Raw genomic sequence first — 12,534 nt, forward strand, 5'->3', positions numbered from 1 at the left:
TGCCACCTCCTAAGAATCCACTGGTCGTGCATGGATTCACAAGTTCACAAGTGGGGGTGCTGTCAGCGTGGCAGGTAAAGCAGGGGTCAACAAGAGGGCGCGCGCGGCCGATTGAGGGCGCGCGCTCATCCGTGCGTTCCGGGTGCGTTTCAGTAGCGATGCTCGAGGTAGCCCAGCAGCTCCTCGTGGAGGAGTCCGTTCGAGGCGGCCGCGTTGCCGCTGTGCGGACCCGGGCGGCCGTCGAGGCCGGTGAACGCGCCGCCCGCCTCCGTCACGATGATCGCGTTGGCCGCCATGTCCCACAGGGACAGCTCGGGTTCGGCGCACAGGTCGACCGAGCCCTCGGCGACCATCATGTACGGCCAGAAATCGCCGTACGCGCGCGTGCGCCACACGTCGCGGGTCAGGTCGAGGAAGCCGTTCAGCAGCCCGCGATCCTCCCAACCGCTCAACGAGGAGTACGCGAAAGAGGCGTCGGAGATCCGCGAGACGCGCGAGACGTGCAGCCGGGTCGCGGAGGACAGGCTGCGGCCGCTGAACGCGCCGTGCCCCTTCGCGGCCCACCAGCGGCGGCCCAGCGCCGGCGCGGAGACGAGCCCGACGACGGGCTGGTACCCACCCTCGCCCGCCTCCGTCAGCGAGATCAGGGTGGCCCAGACGGGCACGCCCCGGACGTAGTTCTTCGTGCCGTCGATCGGATCGATCACCCAGCGACGGGGGCCGGTCCCCTCGACGCCGTACTCCTCGCCCAGGACCGCGTCCCGGGGGCGGGCGCGCTGGAGATGCCCCCGGATGAGTTCCTCGGCGGCCTTGTCGGCCTCGCTCACCGGCGTCATGTCCGGTTTGGTCTCCACCTTGAGGTCGAGGGCCTTGAAACGGGCCGTGGTCGCGGCGTCGGCGGCGTCCGCGAGGACGTGCGCGAGGCGGAGGTCGTCCAGGTAGTCCGGCATGGAACGAACCGTATCCGGCCAAGCCGAACAGGGGCCACGGGGGGCGGCGGCGGACGGCCCCGAGCGGGCGGGGAACGCCTCCGATCGCCGTCCGGTACGTCCGCCACCCTTGACAGTGCGGCCGTGCGCGTCAAATCTGGGCGCAGAGCCACTCGCTCCAGGGAGGCGACGATGCCTGCAGCGCGGGAATCCCTACTGGACGCCGCCTTCGAGGCGCTGGCGCTACGGCCGTGGGCCGCGGTGCGGATGGTGGACGTCGCGGCGTCCGCCGGAGTGTCCCGGCAGACGCTGTACAACGAGTTCGGCAGCAAGGAGGGCCTGGCCCGGGCCCTGGTCAGGCGCGAGGCCGACGGGTACCTCGCCGGGGTCGAGCGCGCGCTGGCCGCGCACGGCGATGTCCGGGAGCGGCTCGCCGCCACCGCCGAGTGGACCGCCTCCGCCGCCCGCGAGAACGTCCTCGTACGGGCCGTCCTCACCGGGTTCTGGAGCGAGCGGCTGCCCTCGCCGACGCTCTCGGCGGTGCCGTCGTCCTCCGCCGTGCCGGCGCAGCGGCGGGCGGACGGGCCGCTGCCCTCACCCGCCGACCTCGTGGGCGCCGTCCGTGACCGGGCCGTCGCCGTGCTCTCCGGTCCCGGCGCCGTCCGCGCCGACGCGGCCGACCTCGCGCGGTGCTCCGAACTCGCCGTCCGCCTCGCGCTGTCCTGCGTCGCCGCGCCGCCGCCGGGGGAGGACGGGGTCGCCGACCTGGTGCGGAGCGCCCTGCAACGACCGTCCAAGAACTAGTGACCGTGGCGTGATCGGCCGCCGGTACGCCCGACCCGGCAGCGTCCTGGGACAGAACACCCAGGAGTGTCCCGGGAGTGCCAGGAGTGTCCTAGTGCGCCGACCCGGACAGCTGCAGTCCGATCACTCCTATGATCACCAGGCTGATGGAGACGAGCTTCAGCGTCGACACCAGGTCGCCCAGGAAGACCATCCCGTAGATGGCCGTGCCCGCCGCGCCGATGCCCGTCCACACCGCGTAGGCGGGGCCCACGTCGAGCTTCTTCAGCGAGAGGGTCAGCAGACCGAAGCTGCCCAGGGCGAAAGCACAGAAGGCGATGGTCGGCCAGAGCCTCGTGAAGCCGTGGGACAGCTTGAGGCAGACGGCGAAACCGGTCTCGAGCAGTCCGGCCACGACGACCAGCAGCCACGCCATGTGCTGTCCCTCCGTTTGACCCGACCCCGGCCCGGTCCGGCTCGGTGCGATTATGCACTTACCGGCTCCGGGCCGACGCAAACAACGCGGTGGTCAGCCGGTGAGTGTGACGGGACGTCAGGCACGAGGCCCGCAGAGGGAACGGACGACGGGTCAGTCGCCCTCCGTGCGCTCGCGCGTGGCGAGCAGCCGGCGCAGCGAGTACAGCCGCGCCGGGTCGGCGTGGCCGTCCGCCACCCAGGCGTCCAGGGCGCAGTCCTGCTCGTCGTGACTGCACGCGCGCGGACAGCCCTCGGTGCCGGGCACCAGGTCGGGGAAGGCGAGGATCACCCGGGACGGGTCGACGTGGTGCAGACCGAACGACCGCACGCCCGGCGTGTCGATCACCCAGTCGTCCGTGCCCGCCAGCGGCAGGGCCAGCGCCGAGGTCGTGGTGTGGCGGCCGCGTCCGGTCACCGCGTTCACATGGCCGGTCACCCGCCGCCGCTCCTTCGGGACCAGCGCGTTGACCAGCGTCGTCTTGCCGACGCCGGAGTGACCGACGAACGCCGTGATCCGTCCGGCCAGATGCTCTCGCACCACGTCCGCCGCCGCGCCGTTCTCCAGCTCCTCACGGCTGGTGACGAGGTACGGGATGTCGAGGTGGCCGTACAGCTCCAGCAGCTTGTCCGGTGAGGCCAGGTCCGACTTCGTCATGACCAGCAGGGGGGTCAGGCCGCCGTCGAAGGCCGCGACGAGACAGCGGTCGATCAGACGAGGGCGGGGCTCCGGATCGGCCAGTGCGGTGACGACGGCCAGCTGGTCGGCGTTGGCGACGACGACCCGCTCGTACGGGTCGTCGTCGTCCGCGGTGCGGCGGAGCACCGACGTGCGCTCGCCGATGCGGACGATGCGGGCCAGGGTGTCCTTCGTGCCCGACAGATCGCCGACCAGGGCGACGCGGTCGCCCACCACCGCCGCCTTGCGGCCCAGCTCGCGGGCCTTCATCGCCAGGACGACGCGGTCCTCGACCAGGCAGGTCAGCCGGCCCCGGTCGACGGTGAGGACCATGCCCTCGACGGAGTCCTCGTGCTTGGGCCGGATGTGGGTGCGAGGCCGGTTGCCCTTGCGGTTCGGGCGGCTGCGGATGTCGTCCTCGTCGGTGTGCTTGCCGTAGCGGCGCATGGCAGAAGTCCCTACGCCCCGAGCATCCCGGTCCACAGCTCCGGGAAGTCCGGCATGGTCTTCGCGGTCGTCGCCACGTTCTCGATCTGCACGCCCTCCACGGCCAGGCCGATGATCGCGCCGGCCGTCGCCATACGGTGGTCGTCGTAGGTGTGGAAGATCCCGCCGTGCAGGCGGCGCGGACGGATGTGCAGACCGTCGGCGGTCTCCGTGACGTCCCCGCCCAGTTCGTTGATCTCCTTGGTCAGCGCGGCCAGCCGGTCGGTCTCGTGCAGCCGCAGATGGGAGACGCCGCGCAGGGTGGACGGGGAGTCCGCGAGGGCGGCGACCGCCGCGATGCCCGGTGTCAGCTCGCCGACGTCGCCCAGGTCGACGTCGATGCCGTGGATCGAGCCCGAGCCGGTGAGGACGAGGCCGTAGTCGGCCAGTTCGCAGCAACCGCCCATCTCGGTGAAGATCTCGCGCAGCCGGTCACCCGGTTGGGTGGTGCGGGCCGGCCAGTCCGGGATCAGCACCCGGCCGCCGGTGACCAGTGCCGCCGCCAGGAACGGCTGGGCGTTGGACAGGTCCGGCTCGATCGTGAGGTCCCGGCCCAGCAGGGCGCCCGGGGTGACCCGCCAGACGTTGGGCTCGCCGCCCGACTCCGGGGTGTCCACCTGGGCTCCGACCGCGCGCAGCATGTCGACCGTCATCCGGATGTGCGGCAGCGAGGGCAGCGAGGAGCCGATGTGCCGGACCTCCACCCCCTGGTTGAAGCGCGGCCCCGACAAAAGCAGGGCCGACACGAACTGGGACGAGGACGAGGCGTCGATCTCCACCGGGCCGCCGTCCAGCGCACCGCCGCCGTGCACGGTCATCGGGAGGGACCCGCGGCCGTCGTCGTCGATGCGGGCGCCGAGGACGCGCAGCGCGTCGATGACGCCGTTCAGGGGACGCTCGTAGGACCGCGGGTCGCCGTCGAAACGGACGGGCCCGTCGGCGAGGGCGGCGAGCGGCGGCAGGAAGCGCATCACGGTGCCCGCGTTGCCCACGTCCACCGTGGCCGGGCCGCGCAGGCCGTCGGGCAGCACGCGCCAGGCCTCGCCCGCGCGCTCGGGGTTCCCCGCGCCGCCGGTGGAGCTGGACGACACCGTCTCCTCGATCTCGACGCCCATGGCGCGCAGGGCCTCGGCCATCAGCAGGGTGTCGCGGGAGCGCAGCGGGCGGCGCAGCCAGCCGGGCTCGGAGGCCAGGGCGGCCAGCACCAGCGCGCGGTTGGTGACGGACTTCGACCCCGGCACGTGGACCGTCGCGTCGACGGCCTCGCTCGCGTGCGGGGCGGGCCAGAGGGCGGTGTGGGCGGGGTTCGGGGCCATGGACTCCACTCTAATGAACTCGGGAGGCCGTCGTTCGGGCGCGCCCGCGCCTAACCGGCCGCGTCATGACCGGCCGCGCGCGCCGCAGAGGGAGCGTCACAGGTCCAGCAGCCACCTGCCGCCGCCCAGCAGCGCGCACAGGCTCACCGCGTGGAAGAGGAACAGCCACAGGCCGGCCGGTACGTGGGTCAGCCTCGACAGCTGGTCCGCGTCGGAGTCCCCCGCCCCGCCGCGGGACCGCTTCGCCTGCAGTTCGAACGCCGGACGGACCCCGCCCAGCAGCAGGAACCACACCACGGCGTACGCGAACGCCGCCTGCACCTGCGGACCCGCCAGCCAGGACACGAGCAGGAAGGCGCCGCCGGTGAGGACGACCGTCAGGGCGCCGTACGCGTTGCGGATCATCACCAGCATCGCCATCAGCAGGGCCGTCGCCACCCAGAGCAGCAGGGTGATGCGGCCGGCGCCCAGCAGGGCGGCGCCGCCCAGGCCGAGCAGCGGGGGAGCCGGGTAGCCGGCGGCCGCGGTGAGGATCATGCCGAGGCCGTGCGGCTTGCCCCGGCTGAGGGTCAGGCCGCTGGTGTCGGAGTGCAGCCGTATTCCGGTCAGTTGGCGGCCGGTCAGCAGCGCGACCAGGCCGTGGCCGCCCTCGTGGGCGATGGTGACGGCGTTGCGGGAGACCCGCCACAGCCGGTGCGGCACGACGACCGCGAGCGCCGCCACGGCGGTGGCGATCACCACCCACAGGTCGGGGTCGGTCTGGGAGCCGGTGAGACGGTCCCACAGGTCGGGCAGCGCGAGGGCGGCGGTGCTGGCCATGGTCGGGGGAGGCTCCCTCTTGTGATGCACGGTTCGGCGCGGGGCACCGGCACCGGGTGGTCCGGGTGACGGGTGACGGCGGGGTGACGGGTGGGCCTGGCAGTGTGGCACGTCTGTGCGGACGCTATCTGAGACGTCGACGCGACAGGGATCGTTCCTCACGACGAATATGCAGTTCACAGGGTCGGAGCAGCCCCGCGCCACCCCCGGAGCGATCATCCGGGGCCCGTGCCACGCCACGGCCCCCGCAGCACTTCGCCCCGCCGGGCCGCAACCGATGCCGGTGGCGAACCCGGCGGGGCGAAGTGAATGGGGGTCCCGCAGTCGCCGGCGGTGTCCCGACGCTACGGGGGGCCCGGTCAGTCACGTGCGCGTGTGACACGCCTCCGCCCGCGACGGGAGGGCCTCGCGGTGTCGTCCGCGCCGCCGACCAGGGCCAGGGCGGCCCCCGCGGATTCCGGGCCGGCTGCGGGAGTGCCGGAGCCGCCGTCCGCGTCCGCATCCGCGTCCGCATCCGCGTCCGACTTCAGGTCCCGGCGGGCCAGCCACCGGTCGATCGCCACGTTGAGCAACAGGCACACGGCACCCCAGCCGAGATCGTCGCCAGGTGACCGCCGAGGCCGGCGCCGTCGAAGTAGACCGCGGCGCGGACCACGTCGACTTGCGGTCCGCCTCGGCCGAATCCGGCTCGCGCCCGCTCACCTCGGCGACGGGGGGTCGGTGTGTCCATGACGTGCTCCTGATGGACATAGCGGGCATGACACCCGATGGATGTGCATAGCGCACAGTGATGGCATCGTGTAATGGGATTGCATATTGCATAGCCGTGGCATGATGCCATGCGCGCGTATGATGCGTGGCGGGGGCCGCGTCCGGATGAGCGTCGGGTCGCTCATTCCGGCCACGGGATACAGAGGAGGCACCGGTGGAGGCGCAGCAGGCACAGCGGATGGAGCGGGAGCTGCTCATCCTGATGCGGCACATGACCATGGCCGGACCGCGAGGTCCGGGCAAGCACTCCGGGCTCGACCGCAGCGCCTACGTCCTGCTCAGCCGCCTCGAGGCACAGGGCCCCATGTCGATTCCCGAACTCATCGAGGCGTTCGGTCTCGCGTCCTCCACCCTCAACCGGCAGACGACCGCCCTCCTCAAGAACGGCCTGGTCGAGCGCACGGTCGACCCCGGTGGCAGCGTCGTGCACAAGTTCCGCGTCACGGAGGAAGGGCGAGGCCGTCTCAAGGCGGAGCGGGACCGGACTGCGTCCGGCCTGGACGAGACCCTCAGCGAGTGGACGCCGGCGCGCCTGGAACGCTTCATAGACGACCTGGAGCGGTTCAACACCGACATCGAGCGGATGACGGGTCGTCCGTGGCCCCGCACCGGCCGCGTACCGCAATGAGCCGATCCGTTGCCCAGGAGAGTCGATCCGTCGTGCAGGTCGAAGGGGTGGTCTGAGATGTGTGGACGATATGCGGCCAGTCGTGGGCCCGAGGATCTCGCGGGAATCTTCGAAGTCGAGAAGTGGGAGCCCGAGGAGAGTCTGGAGCCCGACTTCAACGTGGCGCCGACCAAGGAGGTCTACGCCGTTCTCGACCGTCCCGTGAAGGGCGCGGCCGAGACGCGCCCGGTGCGTCAGCTGCGCAGGCTGAAGTGGGGGCTGGTGCCGTCCTGGGCGAAGACCCCCGAGGGCGGCGCCCGGATGATCAACGCGCGCGCGGAGACGGTGCACGAGAAGCCGTCGTACCGCCGTGCCTTCGCCGCCCGGCGCTGCATACTGCCCGCCGACGGCTACTACGAGTGGGTGACCGGCGTCCAGGAGCGGGACCTCGAGGTCGAGGGGAAGAAGAAGCGGCCGCGCAAGCAGCCCTACTTCGTGCTCCCGGCCGACGGCTCGGTCTTCGCGATGGCCGGGCTGTACGAGTTCTGGCGGGACCGGACCCTGCCCGACGACCACCCGCAGGCCTGGTGGGCGACGTGCTCGGTGATCACCACCGAGGCGGAGACCTCGCCGCTCGCCGTGGCCCCCGCCGACGGCCCGCACGCCCTCTCCGACATCCACCCCCGGATGCCGCTGATGCTCACCCCCGACCGCTGGGACGCCTGGCTCGACCCGGCGCGGACCGACGTCGACGACCTGCGCTCGCTCCTCGCGCCGCCGCCGGAGGGGCTGATGCGCGCCTATCCGGTCTCCACGGCGGTGAGCAACGTCCGCAACAACGGCGCGGAGCTGCTGAAGGAGCTGGAGGGGCCGGAAGAGGGCACACTCTTCTGACGTGATCACCGAAACCGTGGACACCGTCGAGACCGACGCGGGGACCGCCCGCATCACCTGGCACCGGGCCCGCAGACCCGCCTGCGTCCTCGCCGTCGGTCACGGGGCGGGCGGCGGCGTCGACGCCCGTGACCTGCGGGCGCTCGCCGCCGTGCTGCCCGGGCACGGAGTGAGCGTGGCCCTCGTCGAGCAGCCCTGGCGGGTGGCAGGCAAGAAGGTCGCGACCGCCCCGAAGACCCTCGACGTCGGCTGGCGCGGCATCTGGCCGGCGGTCACCGCGTCCGGGGCGCCGGTGATCTCCGGCGGCCGGTCGGCAGGAGCCCGGGTGGCCTGCCGCACTGCCGCCGAGCTCGGCGCCCGCGCGGTGCTCGCGCTCGCCTTTCCGCTCCACCCGCCAGGGAAGCCGGAGAAGTCCCGCGCCGGGGAGCTGCTCGGCGCCGGGGCGCCCACCCTCGTCGTCCAGGGCGGCAACGACCCGTTCGGCAGGCCGCAGGAGTTCCCCGAGGGCCCCTACGAGCTCATGGAGGTGCCGTACGGCGACCACGGGTTCGCCGTGCCGAAACGGGCCGCCGTGACGCAGGAGGAGGCGCTGGAGACCGTCACCGCCTCCGTCGTCCGGTGGATCGCGTCACTCGCCTGAGCGCGGGGAATGCGGAGGGCGGCCTCGCTGTTGAGGCGGACAGAAGTGCTGAACATCCGGCACCGACGTCAGTGGGAGAGGAAGTCCTCCGCATGGGTTCGACCATCTGCCCGAGCCGTACCGAACTCGACTGGACGGTGCTGCACGCGGCCAAGATCGCTCCAGTTCGAGCGGCGGCAGGCACGGGTAGTCGTCTATCCTCCGATTCGAGTGGGATCGGTTTCGATTCCGCCCGCGATTCTGAGGAGGTGGGTCCGGTCACCGGTACCGACGCAGGGACCGACAACGGCCAGGCGGAGCTGCCCGAGGGCCAGGGTGTGAGCGAGGAGACGGGTGTGGAGTCCACCGCGGAGCGCAGCGCGCGCTTCGAGCGGGACGCGCTCGAATTCCTCGACCAGATGTACTCGGCCGGCCTGCGCATGACGCGCAACCCGGCGGACGCCGAGGACCTGGTGCAGGAGACCTACGCCAAGGCGTACGCGTCCTTCCACCAGTTCCGGGAGGGCACCAATCTCAAGGCCTGGCTCTACCGGATCCTCACCAACACCTTCATCAACTCGTACCGCAAGAAGCAGCGCGAACCCCAGCGCAGCGCGGCCGAGGAGATCGAGGACTGGCAGCTGGCGCGCGCCGAGTCGCACATGTCCACCGGTCTGCGCTCCGCCGAGTCGCAGGCACTGGACCACCTGCCCGACTCGGATGTGAAGGCGGCACTTCAGGCCATTCCCGAGGAGTTCCGGATCGCCGTGTATCTCGCCGACGTAGAAGGCTTTGCGTACAAGGAGATCGCGGACATCATGGGGACACCCATCGGCACGGTGATGTCCCGGCTGCACCGGGGCCGCCGTCAACTGCGCGGCATGCTCGAGGACTACGCCCGTGAGCGCGGACTGGTCCCGGCCGGCGCCGGAGAGTCGAACGAAGCGAAAGGTTCGGGCTCATGAGCTGCGGAGATCCGCACGAGACGGACTGCAGTGAGGTCCTCGACCACCTGTACGAGTATCTCGACAGCGAGATGCCTCCTCTCGACCGGGACAAGTTCCAGCACCACTTCGAGGAGTGCTCGCCCTGCCTGGAGAAGTACGGGCTGGAAGAGGCCGTGAAGAAGCTGGTCAAGCGGTGCTGCGGACAGGACGACGTGCCGACCGACCTGCGCGCCAAGGTCATGGGCCGGATCGACCTGATCCGCTCCGGCCAGGCCGTCCCGGAGCATGACGTGGCCGCCACCTCGGTGACTCCCCAGGAGTCCTGAACCGGTCGGCACAGGCGCTCGCCCAGCTGGCCCAGTTCACCCAGCGTCGGTGAACGTCAGGCCCGAAGAGCGCCGTCGTCACCCGAATGTGCTAATCCGCGGGTGATACGCCCGCCGACCCACCCCCGGCCGTCCTAGGCTCCTGAGCCCGGACAGGCACGGCTGGGGGGAGAGGCCATGGCGGGGATCCCGGCGCGGGCACGCGGTTATGTCGCCTGCGTCGCCCTCGGCTCGCTGTTCTGCGCGCTCCCCGCGCTTCCCGGCACGTTGTTGTGCACGCTCCCCGCGTTCCCCGCGCCCCCCGGCGCGCGCACCCCCTGGTGGGCCGTCGCCCTGCTGGCCGCGGTGTACGCGGGGGGCGAGCAGGTCGCCCGGCGCAGGTTCGCCGCCACCCTCCATCCCGTCCTGCTCGCCGGGGCCTTTCTGCTGGCGCCCGCCGCGGCCGCCCTCGTCCCGCTGCCCGGCGCGCTGTTCTCGCACGTCGAACGGCGGCCCTTCCTGCTGCGCCGCGTCTGGCGGGCCGCGGAGTCGTCGCTCGCCGTCTGGCTCGCGGCGCGCACGCACGGGGCGCTCGGCGGGCGCGAGGCGGTGGCCGGTTCCGACCTGCCGCCCACGCTCCTGCCGGCGGGCGCGGCCGTGCTGGTGTTCTGCGCCGCGCTCGCCCTCCTCGACGGCGGGATGCTGGCGCTCGCCGAGGGACTCCCGCTCCGGGCGGTCTGCCAGGGGCTGTTCCTGCGCTCCCTCGCCCCGGTCGCCGTGCACGGCCTCGCCGCACTGATGACGGCCGTGCTGTGGAGCAGCCCGTACGGACCCGTCGCCGCACTGCTGGTGCTCTTCCCGATGGCGGTGTCCTGGTGGGTGTTCGCCCAGTACCACCGGGAACGCGCCGCCCACCAGGCGACCATCCGCGCCCTGGTGCAGGCCGTCGACCTCAAGGACGGCTACACGCGCGGCCACAGCGAACGCGTCGGCCAGGCGTCGATGATGATCGGGCGCGAACTCGGCATGGACGAGCACCGGATCGAGATGCTCCGGTTCGCCGGCATCCTGCACGACGTCGGCAAACTCGGCGTCCCCACCCGGCTGTTACGCAAGGACGGGCCGCTGACGCCCGAGGAACGCCGGGTGATCGAGCTGCACCCCGAGTACGGGCACGAGATCACCCGGGGCATCGCCTTCCTCGGCGAGGCGCGTTCGGCGATCCTCCACCACCACGAGCGCGTCGACGGCAGCGGCTACCCCTACGGACTGGCGGGCGGTCAGATCCCGGAGTCCGCGCGGGTGGTCGCCGTCGCGGACGCCTTCGACGCGATGACCTCCACCCGCTCCTACAGCCGGGCCCGGCCCGTGCAGGCGGCCCTCGACGAGCTGCGGCGGTGCGCGGGCACCCACTTCGACCCCCGGATGGTCACCGCGCTGGCCCGGGTCGTCGGCCGGGACGGCTGGCACCCGGTGGTGACCGCCGAGGAGACCCGGCCCGGCGTGCCGGCCCCCGCCCCGGCGCCCGACGACCGCTCGGAGGCACGCCGGTGACCTCGTGCTCGGCGGCGCCGGGTGCGCCGACGACCTCCCGCCGCACCCTCGTCGCCCTCTACACGACCGCCGGCCTGCTGGCCGCCGGCAGCCTGCTCGTCACGTACTGGGCGGGCCTGCGGGAGCGCCCCGTCGCGCTCGCCTTCGGGATCCTCGTGGCCGTCGGCGAGCCGGCCCTCGCGCGCCCCCGGCTCCGCCCGGGCGACGCGAGCCCGGTGAGCGAACCCGGACTGCGCGAGACCGCGCCGCTCGCCGCCGCCGGGTCGCTGTCGTACGCGCTGCTCGGGGAGCACTCCGGGCAGCCCACGCATCACGGGGTCGCGCAGGTCGTGGCGGTGGTCGCGGCCGCCTCCCTGCTGGGCAGCGTGACCCAGCCGGCCCGCGGACAGGGGCCCGTCCTCGACCATCTGGTCCGGCGCGTGCTCGCCGTCGGGTTCGCCGCCGTCTGCTTCCAGCCCCTGTACAACCGCGGGGCGTTCGACGGCTGGAGCGGGCCCGCGTACGCGCTGCTGCTGCTCGCGCTGCTGGTCCTGACGGTCCTGTGCGACGCCGTGGTCGCCGCCGCCCTCGCCTCCTCGCGCACCGGCTGGCCGTTCGCCCCGCTGCTGCGCGACGAGCTGCGGGCGGTGCCCGGGATCGGTTCCGCGGTGTGCGCCACCGGCGCGGTGATGGCGCTCGCGGTGGCCGTCGTCGGGCTGTGGGCGCTCCCGGTGTTCTCGGTGCCGCTGCTGCTCACCCAGCTGTCCCTGCGCCGCTACGAGGCCGTCCGCGCCACCTACCGGCAGACCATCGCCTGTCTCGCCCGGGCCACCGAGGTCGCCGGGTACACCCCGCCCGGGCACGCCCGCCGGGTCGCCGAGCTCAGCCAGGCGGTGGGTCGGGACCTCAGGCTGCCGGAGCCCGAGCTGACCGTCCTCGAGTACGCGGCGCTGATGCACGACATCGGGCAGCTCAGCCTCGTCGACCCGGTTCCGGCCGGGGCCACGGCCGGCCTGCCGGCGGCCGAGCAGCGGCGGATCGCGCTGCTCGGCGGAGCGGTCGTCCGGCAGACCGGGGTGAGCGCCCAGGTGGCGACGGTCGTCGAGCGGCAGGCCGACCCCTACCCGGAGCAGCCGGTGGCCGCCCGCATAGTCCGGGCGGTGAACGCATACGAGGAGCGAGTGCGGGGCAGCGGACCCGACGGACCTCTCACCGCCCTGGAGGAGCTGCGTCTCGGCACCGGCCGGGAGTACGCCCCGGAGGTGGTGGAGGCGCTGGCCAGGGTGGTTTCGCGGTCGGGTCTGACCCTGCCCGGGGATGGGTAACCCATGGGTAATGAGCGGCCTTCCGGCCACACGTGGTTGGATGCGAG

13 protein-coding genes are annotated in these 12,534 nt (G+C 72.7%); 8 read left to right on the forward strand and 5 right to left on the reverse strand.

The window, feature by feature from the left end:
• Positions 1 to 149: 149 nt before the first annotated feature.
• Entirely contained in the window at positions 150 to 950 is an 801-nt protein-coding gene (gene hisN / locus QA802_RS27840; RefSeq protein ID WP_334528062.1) for a histidinol-phosphatase, read from the reverse strand.
• A 171-nt stretch (positions 951 to 1,121) separates the two neighbouring features.
• Between hisN and QA802_RS27845 the strand changes: the two genes are divergently transcribed.
• Positions 1,122 to 1,733, forward strand: a complete 612-nt coding sequence (locus QA802_RS27845) for a TetR/AcrR family transcriptional regulator (RefSeq protein WP_334528064.1) — start codon at positions 1,122 to 1,124, stop codon at positions 1,731 to 1,733.
• A 91-nt stretch (positions 1,734 to 1,824) separates the two neighbouring features.
• On the opposite strand, the gene QA802_RS27850 is transcribed toward QA802_RS27845, so the two are convergent.
• The 4 genes from QA802_RS27850 to QA802_RS27865 all read right to left on the reverse strand — a co-directional run bounded on the left by QA802_RS27850 (position 1,825) and on the right by QA802_RS27865 (position 5,486).
• On the reverse strand, positions 1,825 to 2,148 hold the full coding sequence (locus tag QA802_RS27850) for a DMT family transporter (RefSeq protein WP_062642293.1): 324 nt from the start codon (positions 2,146 to 2,148) through the stop codon (positions 1,825 to 1,827).
• Between the two features lie 153 nt (positions 2,149 to 2,301).
• A complete protein-coding gene (rsgA, locus tag QA802_RS27855) occupies positions 2,302 to 3,312 on the reverse strand; it encodes a ribosome small subunit-dependent GTPase A (protein ID WP_334528071.1) in 1,011 nt (336 codons plus the stop codon).
• 11 nt (positions 3,313 to 3,323) lie between these two features.
• A complete protein-coding gene (aroA, locus tag QA802_RS27860; RefSeq protein ID WP_334528074.1) occupies positions 3,324 to 4,667 on the reverse strand; it encodes a 3-phosphoshikimate 1-carboxyvinyltransferase in 1,344 nt (447 codons plus the stop codon).
• Positions 4,668 to 4,763: 96 nt separating this feature from the next.
• Positions 4,764 to 5,486: a M50 family metallopeptidase gene (locus QA802_RS27865; protein WP_334528077.1), complete on the reverse strand. Its 723-nt coding sequence runs from the start codon at positions 5,484 to 5,486 to the stop codon at positions 4,764 to 4,766.
• A 925-nt stretch (positions 5,487 to 6,411) separates the two neighbouring features.
• Between QA802_RS27865 and QA802_RS27870 the strand changes: the two genes are divergently transcribed.
• From QA802_RS27870 to QA802_RS27900, 7 genes are all read left to right on the forward strand, one after another.
• On the forward strand, positions 6,412 to 6,885 hold the full coding sequence (locus QA802_RS27870; RefSeq protein ID WP_334528080.1) for a MarR family winged helix-turn-helix transcriptional regulator: 474 nt from the start codon (positions 6,412 to 6,414) through the stop codon (positions 6,883 to 6,885).
• 57 nt (positions 6,886 to 6,942) lie between these two features.
• Positions 6,943 to 7,758 carry an SOS response-associated peptidase gene (locus QA802_RS27875; protein ID WP_334528083.1) on the forward strand — a complete coding sequence of 272 codons (816 nt, stop codon included), beginning with the start codon at positions 6,943 to 6,945 and terminating at the stop codon, positions 7,756 to 7,758.
• 1 nt (position 7,759) lies between these two features.
• Positions 7,760 to 8,398 carry an alpha/beta hydrolase family protein gene (locus QA802_RS27880; protein WP_334528086.1) on the forward strand — a complete coding sequence of 213 codons (639 nt, stop codon included), beginning with the start codon at positions 7,760 to 7,762 and terminating at the stop codon, positions 8,396 to 8,398.
• A 248-nt stretch (positions 8,399 to 8,646) separates the two neighbouring features.
• A complete protein-coding gene (sigR, locus tag QA802_RS27885) occupies positions 8,647 to 9,342 on the forward strand; it encodes an RNA polymerase sigma factor SigR (RefSeq protein WP_334528089.1) in 696 nt (231 codons plus the stop codon).
• The gene (gene rsrA, locus QA802_RS27890) at positions 9,339 to 9,650 is read left to right on the forward strand and encodes a mycothiol system anti-sigma-R factor (protein ID WP_319164929.1); all 312 of its coding nucleotides are present in this window, start codon (positions 9,339 to 9,341) and stop codon (positions 9,648 to 9,650) included. The genes sigR and rsrA overlap by 4 nt, the downstream gene beginning before the upstream one ends.
• Positions 9,651 to 9,827: 177 nt before the next feature.
• Positions 9,828 to 11,183 (forward strand): HD-GYP domain-containing protein, encoded by a 1,356-nt coding sequence (locus QA802_RS27895; RefSeq protein WP_334528094.1) that lies wholly within the window; start codon positions 9,828 to 9,830, stop codon positions 11,181 to 11,183.
• Positions 11,180 to 12,487 carry an HD-GYP domain-containing protein gene (locus QA802_RS27900; RefSeq protein WP_334528097.1) on the forward strand — a complete coding sequence of 436 codons (1,308 nt, stop codon included), beginning with the start codon at positions 11,180 to 11,182 and terminating at the stop codon, positions 12,485 to 12,487. The genes QA802_RS27895 and QA802_RS27900 overlap by 4 nt, the downstream gene beginning before the upstream one ends.
• Positions 12,488 to 12,534: the final 47 nt, after the last annotated feature.

This window comes from Streptomyces sp. B21-105 (assembly GCF_036898465.1).
Lineage (GTDB): Bacteria > Actinomycetota > Actinomycetes > Streptomycetales > Streptomycetaceae > Streptomyces.